Origin of the sequence: Mesorhizobium sp. M0909 (genome assembly GCF_040319515.1) — a bacterium.
Classification (GTDB): Bacteria; Pseudomonadota; Alphaproteobacteria; order Rhizobiales; family Rhizobiaceae; genus Mesorhizobium.
This window is the reverse complement of sequence record NZ_JAMYOA010000005.1, coordinates 163,287-181,570: the sequence shown is the minus strand read 5'-3', so window position 1 is coordinate 181,570 and position 18,284 is coordinate 163,287. Positions and strand designations below refer to the sequence as shown.

The 18,284-nt window shown below is 61.2% G+C and carries 12 protein-coding genes and 1 pseudogene; 6 read left to right on the top strand and 7 right to left on the bottom strand.

All coding sequences use genetic code 11. The annotated features are described in order from the left end of the window. The first annotated feature begins 168 nt into the window (after window positions 1–168). Complete coding sequence (locus tag NKH83_RS09665) at window positions 169–1,287, top strand: glycosyltransferase family 4 protein (RefSeq protein ID WP_352803616.1); 1,119 nt, start codon at window positions 169–171, stop codon at window positions 1,285–1,287. On the opposite strand, the gene asnB is transcribed toward NKH83_RS09665, so the two are convergent. Both asnB and NKH83_RS09655 read right to left on the bottom strand, forming a co-directional pair. After that, complete coding sequence (gene asnB / locus NKH83_RS09660; protein WP_352803613.1) at window positions 1,261–3,186, bottom strand: asparagine synthase (glutamine-hydrolyzing); 1,926 nt, start codon at window positions 3,184–3,186, stop codon at window positions 1,261–1,263. The two genes, NKH83_RS09665 and asnB, sit on opposite strands and share 27 nt — an antisense overlap. A gap of 168 nt (window positions 3,187–3,354) precedes the next feature. Then, window positions 3,355–4,596 carry a glycoside hydrolase family 5 protein gene (locus tag NKH83_RS09655; protein WP_352803610.1) on the bottom strand — a complete coding sequence of 414 codons (1,242 nt, stop codon included), beginning with the start codon at window positions 4,594–4,596 and terminating at the stop codon, window positions 3,355–3,357. Window positions 4,597–4,712: 116 nt separating this feature from the next. Between NKH83_RS09655 and NKH83_RS09650 the strand changes: the two genes are divergently transcribed. The 3 genes from NKH83_RS09650 to NKH83_RS09640 all read left to right on the top strand — a co-directional run bounded on the left by NKH83_RS09650 (window position 4,713) and on the right by NKH83_RS09640 (window position 9,039). Next, window positions 4,713–6,641, top strand: a complete 1,929-nt coding sequence (locus NKH83_RS09650; RefSeq protein WP_352475691.1) for a heparinase II/III family protein — start codon at window positions 4,713–4,715, stop codon at window positions 6,639–6,641. Window positions 6,642–6,877: 236 nt separating this feature from the next. Continuing rightward, the gene (locus NKH83_RS09645) at window positions 6,878–7,873 is read left to right on the top strand and encodes a sterol desaturase family protein (RefSeq protein WP_352475690.1); all 996 of its coding nucleotides are present in this window, start codon (window positions 6,878–6,880) and stop codon (window positions 7,871–7,873) included. Window positions 7,874–8,205: 332 nt separating this feature from the next. Next, window positions 8,206–9,039, top strand: a complete 834-nt coding sequence (locus tag NKH83_RS09640) for a GNAT family N-acetyltransferase (protein ID WP_352475689.1) — start codon at window positions 8,206–8,208, stop codon at window positions 9,037–9,039. A gap of 221 nt (window positions 9,040–9,260) precedes the next feature. On the opposite strand, the gene NKH83_RS09635 is transcribed toward NKH83_RS09640, so the two are convergent. The 5 genes and pseudogenes from NKH83_RS09635 to NKH83_RS09615 form a co-directional block, all read right to left on the bottom strand. Further along, window positions 9,261–9,572, bottom strand: a complete 312-nt coding sequence (locus NKH83_RS09635) for a UBP-type zinc finger domain-containing protein (protein ID WP_352475688.1) — start codon at window positions 9,570–9,572, stop codon at window positions 9,261–9,263. Beyond that, a pseudogene (locus NKH83_RS09630) lies at window positions 9,569–11,126 on the bottom strand (FAD-dependent oxidoreductase). Before NKH83_RS09630 ends, NKH83_RS09635 begins: the two are co-directional and overlap by 4 nt. 360 nt (window positions 11,127–11,486) lie before the next feature. Further along, window positions 11,487–12,413 carry an NADP-dependent oxidoreductase gene (locus tag NKH83_RS09625; protein ID WP_352475687.1) on the bottom strand — a complete coding sequence of 309 codons (927 nt, stop codon included), beginning with the start codon at window positions 12,411–12,413 and terminating at the stop codon, window positions 11,487–11,489. Window positions 12,414–12,526: 113 nt separating this feature from the next. Further along, entirely contained in the window at window positions 12,527–12,964 is a 438-nt protein-coding gene (locus tag NKH83_RS09620) for a CBS domain-containing protein (RefSeq protein ID WP_352472517.1), read from the bottom strand. Between the two features lie 490 nt (window positions 12,965–13,454). Further along, on the bottom strand, window positions 13,455–14,252 hold the full coding sequence (locus NKH83_RS09615) for an AraC family transcriptional regulator (protein WP_352475745.1): 798 nt from the start codon (window positions 14,250–14,252) through the stop codon (window positions 13,455–13,457). 277 nt (window positions 14,253–14,529) lie between these two features. Between NKH83_RS09615 and NKH83_RS09610 the strand changes: the two genes are divergently transcribed. Continuing rightward, window positions 14,530–15,996: an alpha-glucosidase/alpha-galactosidase gene (locus tag NKH83_RS09610; protein ID WP_352803603.1), complete on the top strand. Its 1,467-nt coding sequence runs from the start codon at window positions 14,530–14,532 to the stop codon at window positions 15,994–15,996. Between the two features lie 123 nt (window positions 15,997–16,119). Continuing rightward, on the top strand, window positions 16,120–18,204 hold the full coding sequence (locus NKH83_RS09605) for an ABC transporter substrate-binding protein (protein WP_352803601.1): 2,085 nt from the start codon (window positions 16,120–16,122) through the stop codon (window positions 18,202–18,204). Window positions 18,205–18,284: the final 80 nt, after the last annotated feature.

Genomic DNA, 18,284 nt, shown 5'->3' with positions numbered 1-18,284 from the left:
GGCGTGTCCCTGGAAAACTCACCTTCGACTAGCCGCCGACTGGCGGAAAATCCAGCGCGATGACGGCGAAGGGTGAACAGATTCAGTTTGAACTAAAAGATTTGCCGTAAACCTTGTTGGGAACGTTTGCTTTGCAGTTACCCGGTCTGTGTTATTTAGGGTACCATCATGTTGCAGCGCCTCATATCCGATCGAAAAATACATGTCCTGGTCGCGACGCCGTCGGGCGTTTCGGGGCAGGGCGGCATCGACCGCATCATGGGGGCGCTGAAGCAGGAGTTCGAACGGCAAGAAATCGCCGACATCGATGTGTGCTTCCTTGCCAGCCGTGGCCCGGGGCATGTCGGACTTTCGATCTTCTATATGCTCGGCTTTTGCTTACGGATGCTTAAAGCGCGTCTGGCTGGGCGTGCCGATGTCATTCACATCAACATCTCAGTTTCCGGCAGCACCTACCGCAAGATGGTGATCGCCGCCTGCGCACGGCTGCTGTCGATACCCTATGTCCTGCATTTGCACGGGGCGCAGTATCAGACATTCTGGAAAGCCGACCGCGGTTTCATAAGCCGCCGTATCAAAGCTCTGTTCGAGCACGCCGATCGGGTGATCGTTTTGGGCAGGCTTTGGCGCGATTTCGTCGCCAGCCGGGCGCCGGGCGCAGCCGGCAATATTGTGATCGTGCCCAATGCGACCGAAGTCCCGTCGCTGGCGCATGTCGGCGGCGGCGACCATGTGCATATCCTGTTCCTGGGCCGCATCGGCGACCGCAAGGGCGTACCGCAATTGCTGGAGGCACTGCACCGCATGAGCCCTGTCAAGAATTGGCGCGCCACGATTGCCGGAGATGGCGAAGTCGAGGCGGCACGGACAAAGTCAGCCGCGCTGGGGATTGCAGACCGGATCGCCTTTCCGGGTTGGGTGGGACCTGACGATGTCGCATCGCTGATCTCTTCGGCCGATATTCTGGTTCTTCCCTCCTTCGCCGAAAATCTGCCGATGTCGGTGATCGAAGGCATGGCAGCCGGTTTGGCGGTGGTCGCGACCCCGGTTGGCGCGGTCGAAGACATAATCACCGACGGGCAATCCGGGCTGCTGGTGCCGCCAGGCGATGTTACAGCGTTGACCGACGCGTTGAGCCGCCTCGTGCAGAACCCGGCACTGAGGGCAAGGCTTGGTGCCGGTGCCATGGCCGTGCATCGGGAACGGCTTGAGCTCGCCCCGTTTGTCGGCGCAATCTGCGATGTCTGGCGGTCGGCCGCGTCAAGCCGTCAACCGGTCAAGCGCTGAGGCCGATGATCGCGGCGGCGCTTCGAGCCTGAATTCGCGGTGGAATATCTCCAAATTCAACAGCGCCCATATCAGCTTTTCGTGGTCGGCGGCGCGCGTGGTGTGTTCGGAGACGATTTGATCAAGCTGTTTCGGACTCAGATAGCTGCGAATGACGGAGTGAGGCGAGCAAAGATGGTCATGCACGTAGTTCCTCATCGATCCGCGAAACCACTCGGCGACCGGTACCTTGAACCCGACCTTGCGGCGGCTGAGAATTTCCTCCGGGAGGATATTGGCCATGCTGTCGCGCAGGATCTGCTTGCTGTGCAACCAACCCAGCCTGTAGCGATCGGGCAATTTGCTGACGAACGAAACCAGGTCGCGATCGAGGAACGGCATTCTTCCTTCGATTGAACCGGCCATCATCATGTGGTCGCCTCGTTCCAGGAGATTGTCAGGCAGCCACGACGTCTGATCGAAAAACAGCACGCGGCGAAGATGGGAGGCCGCAGCGCTTGACGAGAACGGAAACTCATTGCGCTCATAACGGCGATTTGCGGACGCACCGATCAGGCACGCGCGCTGCTGCGCGGAAACGGCTCCAAACCAGGAGACCATCCGGGCGGCAAAGTCCCTTTCGCCCGCGGTGCGGGCAAACGTATCGACCTTGGCCGACGCGCCCGGCATCGCGCGTACCACAGGGGAAAGGACGTTATCGTGCAGCGAGGCTGGGACAAGCGACTGGTAGATCCCGGCCAGTGATTCCGCGCGATGCTTGGGATAGCCGCCGAGAATCTCGTCGGCTCCTTCGCCGGTGAGCACCATCTTGACGTCTTGCGAGGCTCGCTCCGACATTAGGTAAATTGGAATATCGCTGCTTTGCGAAACAGGTGCCCCGCGTTGGCGAACCATCGCCGGCAGGTGATCCATCAGATCGCCTGGCTGGATTACAAGTTCGCAATGATCGGTTTTGAAATGATCGGCAACGCGTCGGGCGAATGCAAATTCGCTATAGGCTGCGTCGTCGAACCCGACAGAAAACGTGCGAATGGGCGTGGGGCTGTGCCTGGCCATCAGCGCGACGATAGCCGAGGAGTCGAGCCCTCCGGAGAGAAAGGCCCCAAAAGGTGCATCGCTGCGCATCCTGATCTCGACGGAATAGTCGAGCAGTTCCAGAAATCGCCGCTTGGCGGTTTTTCCGTCGACCCGCTCGGTCACGGCCGCCTGGTCCGGAGGCGTATAGTAGCGCGTTTCCTTGACTACCCCTTGCGACCAGACAACATAGCTTCCGGGATTGAGCTTGCGGATCTGTTTAAAAAGCGTGCGTGGTCCCGGCACGTAACGCCAGTTCAGATACTCGTCCACGGCATCCAGATCGAGTTGCTGCGCATCTTGCTGCGCCGACAACAATGCGTTGATTTCCGAGGCAAACAGCAGCAATTTTTCGCTTTGCATGAGGTAAAGCGGCTTTTCCCCGAAGGGATCCCGGGCGAGAATCAATTCCTGCCTCTGAGCATCCCAGAGTGCAAAGGCGAACATGCCGCTCAGCCGGTCGAACATGGACAAGCGCCATTGATCGTAGGCTCGGAGCAGCACCTCGGTATCGGAGCGCGTTCGAAATTGATGGCCAAGGCCGATCAGTTCCTGGCGCAACTCGATGTAGTTATATATCTCTCCGTTGAAAATTATTTTGAGACGGCCGTCCTCAATCTGCATCGGCTGATTTGACTCAGGCGCCAAGTCAATGATCGCCAGGCGGCGATGGACCAATGCCAATTGTTGCTCGCCGGTATTCAGGTCCAATATCTCGGTGCCTTCGGCATCGGGACCGCGATGCCGCAATGCGTTTGACATTCTGGCGGCCCGCTCTTGTGAATTTTTAGCCCTTCGACCGATCCATCCGGCAATTCCACACATTGTTCACCCCCTAGGCGCGCATTCCTCACTCCAGTACAACAAATGTGTTAAACACTTCGTGCCAACACAACCCAACCGGGAGAACAGCTGCCACAGGCCGTTCCTCGATCAGGCCCGGCGGTCAAGGTTTGCCGCCGGCTATTCACCGGTGAGAGGGAGTGACGGCACCTATGGCAGGCCCAATGCCTGCAGCATCTCCGGGTCGGGTACCGGGGGGCCATCGGGCAGGATGAGGCTCATCCCATAGGGATTGGAGAACTCCCAGACAGACCATGGGATCGCAAAGCGTTCGGCCTCTCCGCGCACTGCCTTGAGATAGCGCGAACGGTCGGCCTCAAAGGCGCCCATGCGGCCGTCCGCGGACATGAGGATAGCGCCGAATTCGCCCATGAAGAGCCGCCGGCTGGGAATGCCATGGCCTTCAGCCCAGTCGACAGCCTGGCGAAAGCTCGCCTTCAGTTGGCCCTGGCCCCAGTTCTGCTCGAAATACTTCGCGATTGCTTGGCGCGCGGTGGCCATGTTCATCATCTGCTCCACCCGGCTCAAGCCGGCAGCTTCCATCCGCGCTTTAAGGGTTTCGGACACCACTTCGGGTGTACTGCTGTCGGCCGGCCAGGGAAGTCCCGAAGCAAAGCTGATCGTGTCATCGGGCCGCTGGTGGGTGAAGCTGTGCGGCTCATACATATGGAAGCTGTAATAGAGGTTGGGGTCATCAAAGCCGGGGCTGAGGTTGACCAATCCGGCAATGCTGCCGCCGCAGGCGCCGGTTGCAACGATGGTAAGTTCACTGCTGACCGATCGAATGTCGTGGACGGTCCCTGCCATGATCCGCTGCCAGTCATCGCTGCCGCTCGCATCGCAAGGGTAGTATGCGGGCTCGTTGTAAGGTTCGAGGGCGACTTTGTCGGTGCCTATCTTGACCAGCATGGCGGCGACCGCCACAACCATTTGACGATAGCGGGCAACGCCCTCGCTGTCGGCGCCGCCATAGATCATCTCCATGCTGTAGTCGGGAACCTGAGTGACGCCATGCAGGTCGAAAACCACCTTGAGGCCGGTCGACGTGATCCGCTCGACGGCGGCGGCAAGTATGTCCAGCGCCTGTTGCCGCTTGACGCCCTCGCTGGCAAGCAGCGGGCCGGGATCGACGCTCAGCCGGACGAAGTCGAAGCCCATCGATCGGATGTGGGCAAACACCTCCCCGGACGGCCAGTCGGCGAGCGGCCTGCTTTCCGCAAGCCACTCCTTTTCGCTGCGATAGGGCGGCCAAACGTAGATTCCATCTTTTTCCACCGGCGACCAGTTGAGCCACTGATGCACGCCAATGCCGCGTTTGAGAGGGATGGGCGCTGCGTCGGCCGCCACAAGCAAGGCGAGCACCCAGGCAACAACACACGCCGCTTTTCGCATCGCTCTCTCCGTATGGTCGCCGGAGATATTAACCGCAACGAACGGGAAAGAAGATTGCCGGCCCGCAGCTTTTCGACGGCATGGTATACAAGGACCGAAACGTTGACGGGGCGTGCATGAGAATCGGCTGGTACATCAACCGATTGCGCAGCATGGGACCGGCCGAGGTGCTGCACCGGCTGGTGGAGCAACGTCGAAGAATCGCGTCGCGCCGCCGCGATGATGGGTGGGAGCGCTATCCATCGCCGCGGTTGCACCCAGTGCTGCCCGGATTTCGCCATGCTGTGCTGGCAGCGACCGACGCCCAACGGCAAGCCATAGCGGCGGCCGCGCAAGAGATGCTTCAGGGCCGGTTTTCTGCACTCGGGCGGACATGGCCAAAGCGTGAGCCCGAACTGTTGTTTCCTGCCGAGCTTTGGCGTCTTGATCCGGTGACCGGCAGGCTTTGGCCTGGCCCCGAGGCTCATACTTTCGACATCGATTTTCGCCATGGCGGCGACCTTGGCGATATAAAATATGTCTGGGAGATCAACCGGCTGCAGCAATTGCCGCCACTGGCTGCACACCTGCTCCTCTGCGAGGACGATCGATCCCGGAGTGCCATCGAGGCGGCAATCGGTAGTTGGCATTCCGCCAATCCACCGTTCCGAGGCATCGGCTGGGCGTCCGGTATCGAAGTAGCGCTGCGGGCCATCAGCCTGATCGTCACCCTGGACCTCGTCGGCGACCAGCTTGACCCAGTGACGCTGCGGAAAGCTGGTGAGATACTCGCGGCAAGCGCCTATTGGCTGCCGCGGTTTCCGTCGCGATATTCCTCCGCCAACAACCATCTCGTCGCAGAGTTGGCCGGCGAATATCTGGCCGGCCTGGCGCTCGGGGCCGGATCCGAAATCGCCCGCGGCGCCCTCCTGAATGAGACGCACAAGCAGATACTTGCCGATGGCGCAGGTGCCGAGCAAACACCGACCTATGCAGCCTTCAGCGCCGAACTCATCTTGCTGTGCGCCGCCGCGGCACGCCAGGCGGGAACGCCGTTTCCCTCGGCTGTCGAAGCGCGTCTGGGCGCCTTCGCCAATTTCGTCGGCTGGCTGCCACAGAAAGCCGCCCGCTTCGGCGACGATGATGAGGGCCACGTGCTGAAGCTGGGGGACGAGCCGAACTATATCCGATCCGTCGCGTCCGCCATCCAAGGCTTACTGGGGACGCCGGGCAACGCGCCGGAGCCCAACGACTTTCGTTCGCTTTTCTTTGGTACGCCCTCGGGTCCGGTGCCCGTGGTGCACGGCTTGCAGACATTCCCGCAAGGCGGGCTCTCAGTCTGGCGCGGAGCAATGAATGGCCGCAATGTCGAACTGACGTTCGACCATGGACCGCTCGGATATCTCTCGATAGCGGCGCACGGCCATGCCGACGCGCTGTCGCTCACCCTGTGCATCGACGGTGAGCCGGTGCTGGTCGATCCAGGCACCTGGCTCTACGGCTCGGGAGGCGCATGGCGCGACTGGTTCCGCTCCACACCGGCGCACAACACGCTGAACATCGAGGGCAAGAGCCAAAGTACCATCGCTGGAAATTTCAACTGGTCGCACAAGGCAGTCGCAGCGCTGGTGGAGAGCGAGCCGGGACCGCACTGGAGGCTGAGCGCCCGGCATGATGGCTATAGAAGCCGCTTCGGCGTCGTGCATCAGCGCACTTTGGCGCGCCAGGCCGATGGCATCCTCATCACCGACCAACTGCTCGGCGGCGGGCGTCAGTCCGAGATCGTCTTCCAACTGGCCGCCGGCCTCCATGCCGACCGGCACGAAGATACGGTCACGGTATTACGCGGCGACGAGGCGCTGTTGGCCATCCGCTTTCCTGACGCTGCGCTCGACGTCGGCGCCGGCGGTGACATGCCGGGGCAAGGCGGTTGGGTTTCACTGCGCTTTGGCACCAGGCAGCAGGCCGAACGCCTCGCCTGGCACGGTGAAGTGGGCGAAGCCGGAATCCATATCCATCTTGCCCCAATTCACCCGCCACAACGGCAAAAACCGGCGCCAACGTAGAGTTGCCGGGCGAGTTCCAGCCGTATTCGACATTAATTACGTTTGGACATTTAGCGGTTTCGTTACCGTTGATCTGCTAGTCTCGCACCATCCAGCCTGCTTTGCCCGCTGCGTCCGCAACAGCCACTGGTTGCAGGCGGCGTAGCAAGTTTGGCGGGAATTTTGTGCTTTGCTATTCGCCAGATCGCCTGCTTACAACCCCAGACTGCCTTCTTAGACCAGGAGCCGCTGCAACGATGTTTTCCGAATTTGCCAGAGCGATTGTGGAAAAGCTTTCGAACGTCAATCTGACCACGCTCGGCCTGCTTCTCCTCACCGCACTGGGCAGCGCGGTGATCGCCTACTGGCGAACTGCCGAACATAAGTCCCTCAGGGATTTTTTCGACTTCGCCTTCCCCCAGGAAGTCATCCTGCACCCGTCGGCGCGAGCCGACGCCCTGTTCTGGATCACGAAACGGGCGATGATGCCTTTCCTGCTTATTCCCGCCGGCGTCACCTTCGTCGTCGCCATGGGCTATGGCACACGCGAGGCAATCGGCTGGCTCCTTAACATCCACGCGCCGCTTCTCGGCGGCCCGGCGGGACCAGTGACGATCGTCATCTTCACCGCAACCATGCTGGTCGCCTATGATATCTCATACTACCTCTACCACGTCGCCCAGCACCGTTTCCCGTTCCTGTGGGAATTGCACAAGGTACATCATTCGGCCGAAGTGATGGTGGGGATCACCAAGGACCGGGTTCATCCGCTGGACGATCTGATGAACCGCATGTGGGATGGCGTCATTCCGGGCATCTGCTTCGGTATATGGAGCCTGATCGCACTCGATCCGGTAGAGGTCGCTATCTTCGGCATCAACGTCTACGTCATCCGTAACATCCTGATGATGGACTTTGTTCGTCATACGCATCTCAAGATCTCGTTCGGCCCGTTGAACAACATCATCCTGTGTCCGCACTGGCACCAGGTGCATCACAGCATCGACCCTCGTCATTATGACAAGAATTTCGGCCTGCTTTTTTCGTTCTGGGATCGTCTGTTCGGAACGCAATTTGTCCCGGAACCGGATGAAGACCTGAAATTTGGCCTGATCGATCGCGATGTGCGCGATTATCAGTCGCTCTTTGGGCTCTACATCCTGCCGCTCAAGAAGATGGGAAGGCATGTCATGCGACTGTTTCACAGGCGGCCCAATGTAGTCGCGCAGCCACAGGACAGTTCTCCTTCATGAACACTGTTGTTTCCATGGACGTCCTAGGCGCGGAGCGCCTGGAAATCGTCCGGTCGGAGGATCGCCTGGCTGCGGTCGAAGCCGCTTGGATGGACCTTTGGCATCGTACCGACGGGCTGATCTTTCAAAGCCATGCCTGGATTTCGGCATGGTGGAGTACCGTACAACGCCGTGACCAGCGTGCGTTGCGGATCGGCCTGGTCTGGAAGGGCGAGAAACTCGTTGCCGTCGTTCCGCTGGCGATCGGCAGGCGCAGGGGGCTGCGGTTTCTCGAATGGGCGGCCGGCAGCTATACCGACTATGGGGATATTCTCGTTGCTCCGGAATGCTCGTTGTCGGCGTTGCAGGAGCTATGGACCCAACTCTGCGATGCAGGTGGCTTCGATCTTGCCTTGATCAGTCGTCTCTCGCCGGATGCGGCGGCCCGCAAAATTTTCACGCCGGGAGCTTTCGGCGGCATCAGGCTTCGCCACTTTCACCGAACGGAAGTCAGCTATCGCGTTGCCGGACAATGGGAAAGCGGAGCGGCATGGTTCGCGGACCAGTCGAAAAAGACGCGCCAAAACTATCGGCGCGGCATCAAAGCGCTGGAAGAAACCGGAGAGGTGAGATTTCGCCTGCTTGCCCCCGACGAGCCGCTGCAACCGGTACTGGAGCGCCTCGCGGCCTTGAAGCGGAAATGGCTGACCGAGCGCATGCGTGAGTCAGACCTGTTCGAAGAGGGCGTGCCGGTACTCGCCGCGCTAGTCGATGCGTTGGCGCGCGCCGGCGTGCTGCATATCTTCGTCCTCGAATGCAATGGCGTGATGGTCGCGGTGTCGATCAACTTCGTCCAGCACGACGTGATGATGGCCTTCGTGACGACATTCGATCCGGATTTCGGCCGGGCGTCGCCGGGTGTGATCCTATTGATGGATTACGTGCAGTGGTCGATCGATCACGGCTTGAGCATGGTCGATTTCCTCTGTGGCGCAGAGTCGTTCAAACACAAATTCTCAACGCAGGCGGTTACACTGGAATCCGTCATCGGGACGCGCACGGCACAGGGTGCGCTTGCATCTCTTGCCGATCGTGTCCTCCAGACCGTCAGGCAAATGCGCGAGCGTTCATCGGCACTACCAAAGGGACGCGATACCCCCACTCAAGCCGAAGCAGCCTTGGACTAAAGCGCGTCGCGTTCGATCGGCCTCAATGCGACGCGCGTTAGATTCTCGTTGTATGCATGTCGTTATCGCAAAACCGCTGCACAGTTTTGCGCGACATGCTTTGGAACGGTCCATCGTTTCACGGAAACGCCGAACAGCTCCATCTTTTTTGACGCAATTGCGGACGAAAACCGTTCACACTTTTTCTGGAATTGCTCTAGCGGCCCGCTGGCAAAAAAAGCTCAAATGAAGCGCGGTATCGGTCCGTTTTGCGGCGTGGTGCGGTTGCCGAGGTCGAGGAAGATTTCGTCGATGTAGCACCATCCCCAGCCTTCCGGCGGATCGTAGCCTTCGATGACAGGATGGCCGGTTGCCCGAAAATGCTTGGTGGCATGACGGTTGGGCGAGTCGTCGCAGCAGCCAACGTGACCGCATGTGCGGCAGAGCCGCAGATGCACCCACTGCGAACCGCTCTTCAGGCATTCCTCGCAGCCGAGCGCGCTCGGCGTCACGTCGCGAATGTCCCCGGCGTGCCTGCATTCGTCTGCCATCATACGCTCCTGACCAGTTGTGGCGCCACGGCTAGGCTGCCGTTTCGCGCGAGATATGCATGCAGCGCCGCAACCACCTGGGCGCCTTCGCCGACGGCAGCGGCGACGCGCTTGATCGAGCCAGAGCGCACGTCGCCGATGGCGAACACGCCGCCGCGGTTCGTCTCCAGAGCGCCACGTTCCTGGCCAATGTCAGGCCCGGTGCGAACGAAGCCCTTCGCGTCCAACGCCACGCCGCATTGCGCCAGCCAGTCGGTGTTCGGATCGGCGCCGATGAACAGGAAGAGGTGGCGGATCGGACGTGTTGTCTCGGTGTCGCGGTTGCGCCAGCGCCAGCAGCCATACCTTCTTCACATGCGCCGCCAAATAGACAGCAGCCTGTCCAGCCGAATTGCCGGCGCCGACCAGGGCTACCTCTTGCCCGGCGCAAAGCCGCGCTTCGATCGGCGAAGCCCAGTAATGCACGGAGATTCCCTCGAATTGCGCCAGGTTTGCCATGTCGAGGCGGCGATAGCGCGCTCCGCTGGCGATCACCACCGACCGTGCCCGCACGGTCTCCCCGCCGCCGACGGCGAGCGTGTAGTGGGCACCGGACGTGTCGCTTGCGCTGCCCAGCAGCTTCGCCTCGTCCGGTATCACCATCTCGACGCCGAATTTCTGCGCCTGGTTGTAAGCGCGCGCCATCAGCGCCATTCCCGAAATGCCGGTCGGAAAACCGAGGTAGTTCTCGATGCGCGAGGAGGCACCCGCCTGTCCGCCGAACGCACGGCAATCGAGCACGATCGTCGACAACCCTTCGGAAGCCGCGTAGACGGCCGCCGCGAGGCCGGCCGGTCCGGCGCCGACAATGGCCACGTCGTACAGCTTGCCGGCGTCGATCGGCCTCACCAGGCCGATGCAGCGGGCAAGCTCGTTCTCTCCGGGATTGAGCAGCAGCTTGCCGTTTGGACAAAGCACGATCGGCAAATGGTGGATATCGACATGGAAGCGTTCGATCATCGTCCTGGCGCAGGGATCGGCAGCCGAATCGAAAACGCGATGCGGCTGACCGCTGCGAGCCAGAAAACCTTGCAGCCTCAAAACGTCGCCGCTGTCGACCGGTCCGACAATGATCGGGCCGGCCGTGCCGCTCTCGAGCAGGCCGACACGGCGCAGGATCAGCGCCCGCATGATGCGCTCGCCGAGGTTTGCTTCCTGGACCATCAGGTCCCTCAGCCTTTGCGAGGGGATGACGAGCGCCTCGACCGGCTCGACCGCCTCCACATCCACCAGTGAGGGTCGGGCTGAAAGCTGCGCCAACTCGCCGACGAAATTGCCTGCACCGTGCGTGACGATTGTTTCGCGCCGGCCGAAGCTGCCGCCCTGGATGATATCCACCTTGCCGGACAGGACCACGATCAGACCGGGCGCCAGCTCGCCGGCTTTGACGATCTGTTCGCCTGCGGCATAGGACACGGCTTCGCCGAAACGGCCGATGCGGTCCAGGTCCGCCTCAGCCAGCGCTGGAAACATCTGATCGCGACGGGCAATGGAGATCGGATTGGCGGGTTGAGACATGGTTCGAACCTATCGCCGGTTTCCGACAGTTTGAAGCGGTTTTTTGCGGCTTGCGGCCGGTAGGAACCTAGCCCGCCTGTCGGTAAACGCTGTGCCCTTCGCTTCGCAGTTAACTGACGGCGGCCGTGCGACGGTGTCGTCGTGACGTGCCTCACAATCCGTTGCATCTCCTTGATTTGTTTGATTTGCGCATCCCGGCAAACCCGGCGCATGCTGCTTCAACCGGCATCTGCCTAAGCCGGCCAGGCCCGGCGGGCCGTCCTGTGTCAAACTCTCGGCCGCCGGGCTTCTGGACGGCAGAAAACGGCCTGTGTCCGAGCGCTCCGCAAACTCGCCTGCGGCCTGTTGTTCGGCGAGTGCTCAGGCAGCTACCTGAAGCACAATCTTGCCGCGCGTGTGCTGCTTCTCGAGCTGTTCCTCGGCCCTGGCGACTTCCTCAAGAGGATAGATTGCCTGCACGAATGGCCTGACCTTCCCGGCGTCGATGAGGCGGCTGATCTCGGCAAGCTGCGCCGCGTTAGGCTTGGTCAAATAGGAAACGCCGCGAGCCCGATGCAGGCGGGCCTTCTCCGCCGACGGTTCGGAAAGCGTTGAGACGAGCGTCCCCCCGGGTTTGAGCACGTCCCACGAGCGGTCCTGTGTTTCACCCGCTACCAGGTCGAAGACGAGGTCGACGTCCTCGACAACCTCCTCGAAGCGCTGGTTCTTGTAGTCGACCGCCTGGTCGGCGCCAAGCCCGCGAACGAAATCGAAATCCTGCGCGGACACGGTCGTCGCGACAAACGCGCCCGCGGCCTTTGCGAACTGCACCGCCAGATGACCGACGCCGCCGGCGCCGCCATGGATAAGGACCCGCTGCCCGGATTTGAGGCCGCCGTGATCGAAAAGGCCTTGCCACGCGGTAAGGCCCGCGAGTGGCACCGCGGCGGCTTCGGCGTGGCTTAAGCGTTGCGGCTTCGCCGCCGCCTCCGTTGCCTTGACGACGACATATTCGGCGTTGCCGCCGCGGTCGTTGCCGAGCATGGCGTATAGCGGATCGCCCTTCTTCAGCGTATGGGCTCGCGTGCCGCACAGTTCCACCACGCCGGACACGTCGCGGCCGACCGTGACGGGCAGATCCGCGCCCGAAGAGCCCTCGCGAACCTTGTAGTCGACGGGATTGACGCTTGCCGCGTAGACCTTGAGCGTGACCTCGTCGTCATGGGGCTGAGGCAACGGAACCGCGTCCAGCGAAAGAACCTCCGGTCCACCAAAATCGTGGATACGGACGGCCTTCATAGTAATCATGGCTTGCTCCTCGTCGGGTTGAGTCCAATTCGCCTCTGAACTGTTTCGCCGGCAGACCGGCGTCTATCAAGCCGGCGGTTCGGTCGTGGCAAAGGCCGGCCGGTGGCGCGCCGTCAGTGTATCGTTTGCGAATGCTCGCCGCCGGGTTGCGAGATGCCGCTCAGCGCTTCACCTGCTGTCGCGGTCTCGCTGTTGGTGGCGAGGTCGCCCAGCGAAACGATGCCGACCAGGCGCTTGTCACGGTTTAGCACTGGCAAGCGGCGCACTTTCAGGTCAGCCATGTTGCGCAGAACATCCTCCGCGTCTTCGTCTTCGAAGCAATACCTGACCTCGGTACTCATCACTTCCCGTACCTTGGCGTCAGGTGTCTTGCCTTGGGCGACGCCGCGGATTGCGATGTCGCGATCGGTTACCATGCCGACAAGTCGATCGTTCTCGCCCACCGGCATCGCGCCGGCGTCGAGGCGACCCATCATTTCTGCCGCATCGCGCAGGGTTTGCTGCGGACTGGCGATCTCGACGTCCTTTGTCATGCAGTTGCCAACTTTCATTTTAACCTCCGTTGGTTGCAGGGCCCGCCGCCGAATTTCGTGATGGAAGGGTGAATGAGCGCCAGCGCAAAACGTTCCATGGCAAGACCCGTTTCGAGCGCTTCGCCAAATCACCCATCCTCCACTCCAACCGCCTTCAGGCGGTCGGCCCGGGAAAGGTCGGTTCCGAAGGAATTTCGGAAGGCGTGCCAGGAGGAACTCCAAGTGGCTCCTGATCCGGCGTCGGAATTGGATCCGGCGAGGGCGGGGGTACGCCTGGAGGTTCTCCCGGCGGAGTCTCCGGCGGGGCAGGCGGCCGCGCCGGCTCCGGATTGGGATTGTCCGGCAGTGGATTCGGGTTGTTCGGATCGGGGTTGTTCATCGATCACTCCCCTGATATCTGTGGCCTGATCTCCACCAGAGCGGGGTGCGGCAGCGGCGAGCGGGCTCTCTTGTCCTAAACCGAGGGGAAGCAAAAGCGTTCCCTCACCTGGTGCCAAGCGGGGCCAATCTATCGGGCGGTTCCCAGGCTGGCATACATTCCGTTGGTGCGGAATTGCGTCGGGTTGATACCGTAGAGGCGGCGGAAGACCTTGGAAAAATAATTGGCATCCTCGAAGCCGCACATGATGGCGACCTCCTTGACCGGCAGGAAATCGGCCTTCGTCAGCAACTTCGCCGCGCGCTGCAGTCGCTGCTGCAGCACGAATTCGGCGGGCGGAAGTCCCTCGCTCTCGGCGAAGCAGCGCGAGAAATGCGCGCGGCTCAGGCCGCTGATCTCGGCGAGATCGGCAACGCGGAGCGGCCTGTCGAGATTGGCCCTGATGTGGTCGATGACCGGCTGCATGGCGCTCTTGTCGTCGGTGACGGCATGCGAGCCGAAGACATCGTCGTAGAGCGCCATGGCGGCTTCATAGGCGACGGCCGAGGCGGCTCCCGGCGAGACCGCGCCCGTGATCAGGCGTACGCTGCAATCCGCGAGATGATCGATCGTCGAGGGCTGCAGCCGCAGGACCGGACCGACGGCGGCAAGGATCGACTTGTGGATGCGCAGTGCCTCCTCGCCGTTCATCGATATCCAGAAGAACTCCCAGCGTTCGCCCTTGGCCAGCCAGTAACGGTGGTTGTGCGGCACGAGGACCAGCAAAGTGTCGCCCTTTTGCAGGCGGTAGTTCCGGTTCTCGTAGCGCAATCGGCCGGTGCCGCTGATCGTATGCTGGAGCACGGTAAACGGCGTCTGGCCGCGCTTGCGCCCATCCCAGTCGTAGACCTCATTCTCGCGCACTTCATAGCCGGTGCTTGTCGGCATGGTGTGTAGACGCTGGCGCCCGCGCGGCAGCGATACCGTCCTGCCCGCCGGCCCGATGTCGATCAAGTTCCGCAGCACAAAATTACCCCTAAAAGCATAATCCTTCTCTGGTCGCGTGCCGAATAAGGCGCATAATCCCTCGAGAAAAGCAAAAGAAACTGCGGTCAACGAGCGGATGGGAGGAAGTGCCGGATTCCAGCCTGCATAATGTGGCAGGCGGGCCAGGCCTCTTTTCGCCGCCTTTGCCCTAGCGTTCGATCAGGTCGAGGTGAGGCTGATGAGTTTCAAGATCGCTATTATCGGTGCGGGAAGCGTCGGGTTCACCAAGAAGCTCTTCACCGACATTTTGTGCGTTCCTGAATTCAGGGATGTCGAATTCGCACTGACCGATCTCAGCGAACGCAACCTCCAGATGATCAAGTCGATCCTCGACAGGGTCGTCGAATTCAACAGGCTGCCGACCAAGGTTACGGCAACGACCGACCGCCGTGCCGCCCTCGAGGGTGCCCGCTACATTATCAGCTGCGTTCGCGTCGGCGGTCTCGAAGCCTATGCGGACGACATCCGCATTCCCTTGAAGTATGGCATCGACCAGTGCGTCGGCGACACGATCTGCGCCGGCGGCATCCTCTATGGCCAGCGCAACATTCCGGTAATCCTCGATTTCTGCAAGGATATCCTCGAAGTCGCCGAGCCTGGGGCGAAATTCCTAAACTACGCCAATCCGATGGCCATGAACACCTGGGCGGCGATCGAATATGGCAAGGTCGATACCGTCGGCCTTTGCCACGGCGTCCAGCATGGCGCCGACCAGATCGCCGAAGTGCTCGGCGCCAAGTCGCGCACCGAGCTCGACTACATCTGCTCCGGCATCAATCATCAGACCTGGTTCATCGACCTGCGTCTCAACGGCCGCAAGATCGGTAAGGACGAACTGGTTGCCGCCTTCGAGGCGCATCCGGTCTATTCGCAGCAGGAAAAGCTGCGCATCGATGTCCTGAAGCGCTTCGGCGTCTATTCGACCGAAAGCAACGGCCATCTTTCCGAATACCTGCCCTGGTATCGTAAGCGGCCGGACGAAATCACCCGCTGGATCGACATGTCCGACTGGATCCACGGCGAGACCGGCGGCTACCTTCGTTATTCGACCGAAACACGCAACTGGTTCGAAACGGAGTTCCCGCAATTTCTGGAATCCGCCGCCAGGCCGATAGACCCCGCCAAGCGCTCCAACGAGCATGCCAGCCACATTCTCGAAGCGCTGGAGACGAACCGCGTTTATCGCGGCCACTTCAACGTCAAGAACAACGGCATCGTCACCAACCTGCCGCAAGACGCCATCATCGAGTCGCCCGGCTTCGTCGATCGCTTCGGCATCAACATGGCTGCAGGCATCACGCTGCCGGAAGCCTGCGCCGCCACTTGCACTTCCTCGATCAACGTCCAGCGCATGTCGGTTCATGCGGCGATCTCCGGCGATATCGACCTGCTGAAGCTCGCCGTCCTGCACGATCCGCTGGTCGGCGCGGTTTCGACGCCGGAAGAGGTTTGGCAAATGGTGGACGAAATGGTCGTCGCCCAGGCCCGCTGGCTGCCTCAATATGCCGATGCGGTGCCGGCCGCGAAGGAGCGGCTTTCGAAATCCAGGATCAAGACCCGTGAATGGGCCGGGGCGGCACGGCGCGACGTCCGTTCGATCGATGAATTGCGTGCGGAAAAAACGGCTCTCAAGCAGGCCGTCTGAATTTCGCCAGGACGGATCGCGGCGAGCTTTCGGGAGGAATTTTCGGCACCGCACCCGTCTGTACATTCGTTCGAGGAGAAATGGAGCGGCGTCAACGCGCTCCTGAACAACAGGGAGGAGACGATGAGGAATTTCCGAAACATTGGCATTCTCGCCGGGCTGGCGCTTAGCGTCTCGGCCTCGGCGCTGAACGCGTATGCATCCGAGCCGACCGTGCCGCCGGTGCCCGCGCAATTTCCGGCCGAGGGAAAGATCAAGTACGTCGCGCGCGACTCCATCCTGGAGTTCAAGGCACTTCCGGAATACCACGAACCCGATTGGGTCACCGACAAATACGTCAAGGCAGGCAAGCTGCCGCCGGTCAAGGACCGGTTACCGAAGGAGCCGCTGGTCTTCAAGACCGGCAATATGCCGGACGGCGTCGGTGTCTACGGTGATACGATGCGTCATGTCATCGGCGGCCGGCCGGAGGGCTGGAACTATGGCGCCGGCCAGACGCAGGGCTGGGGCGGCATCGACATCGGCCTTTCCGAATGCCTGACGCGCACCGCGCCGCTGTTCCAGGTCGAGGCCAAGGACACGGAGCCGCTGCCGAACCTCGCCAGGAGCTGGGACTGGTCCAAGGACGGCCACACGCTGACGATGCATCTGGTCGAGGGCGCGAAATGGTCGGACGGCGTTCCGTTCAACGCCGACGATGTGATGTTCTACTGGGACGACGAGGTGATCGATCCTAATGTGTCGCCGCTGAACGGTGCCACGCAGGAGACCTTCGGCGTCGGCACGACGTTGAAGAAAATCGACGACTACACCGTCGAGTGGACCTTCAAGGACGCCTTTCCGAAACAATACCTTTACGCCATGGCTTACGGCACCTTCTGTCCGGGCCCGTCGCATATCCTCAAGCCGCAGCATCCGAAATATTCGAAGAACACCTACGAGCAGTTCAAGAACGCCTTCCCGCCGGAATATATGAACATGCCGGTGATGGGTGCCTGGGTGCCGGTGGCATACCGCCCCGACGACATCATCGTCATGCGTCGCAATCCGTACTATTGGAAGGTCGACGAGAAGGGCAACCAGCTGCCGTATCTCAATGAACTGCACTACAAATTGTCGACCTGGGCCGACCGCGACGTTCAGGCGGTATCGGGGGCGGGAGACTTCTCCAATCTGGAGCAGCCGGAGAACTTCGTCGCCTCGCTGAAGCGCGCAGCGCAAAAGGACGCGCCGGCACGGCTTGCCTTCGGTCCGCGGTTGATCGGCTATAATCTGCGCATGAATTTCTCAGCCAATGGCTGGGGCAACCCCGACGAGCGCGGACAGGCGATACGCGATCTGAACCGCAACGAGGATTTCCGCAAGGGCGTCACCATGGCGCTCGACCGCAAGGCGCTCGGCGACTCGCTGGTCAAGGGTCCGTTCACTGCCATCTATCCCGGCGGCTTCTCCTCGGGCACGAGCTTCTACGACCGGAAGTCGACGGTCTACTACCCCTTCGATCTCGAAGGCGCCAAGGCGGAACTCGCCAAGGCAGGCCTAAAGGACACGGACGGCGACGGCTTCGTCAATTTTCCTGCCGGCACCGCCGGCGGCAAGAATGTCGAGATCGTGATGCTCGTCAACAACGATTACACCACCGACAAGAGCCTCGCGGAGGGCGTCGTCGGTCAGATGGAGAAGTTAGGTATTCGCGTTGTCCTGAACGGGTTGAACGGTACCCAGCGCGATCAGGCCAATTACTCCGGTCGCTTCGACTGGCTGATAAGGCGCAACGAAACGGAACTCACCTCGGTCGTGCAGAACACCGAGCAACTGGCGCCGGTCGGCCCACGCACCAGCTGGAACCACCGCGCTCCGGAAAACGGCCAGGTAGATCTGATGCCGTTCGAGAAGGACCTTGTCGATATCGTCAACAAGTTCGTCTCGGCGCAGGACAATGACCAGCGCGCCAGCCTGATGAAGCAGTTCCAGAAGATCTCGACGGAACATGTCTATACCGTCGGGCTCACCGAATATCCCGGCGCGCTGATCATCAACAAACGTTTCTCCAATATCCCGCAGGGAACGCCAATCTTCATGTTCAACTGGGCCGAGGACTCGATCGTCCGCGAGCGAGTCTGGGTGGCCGCCGACAAGCAGCAGAAATATGAGCTGTTTCCCGAACAGCTTCCCGGAAAGCCCGGGGACAAGGGTCCGACGAACTGAGTTTCCTCCCCTGACTTGAAAATTCCCGGCCGCGCTGCTGGCGCGGCCGGGACAAAGCCAGCGGTGAGGGATAACTGAGA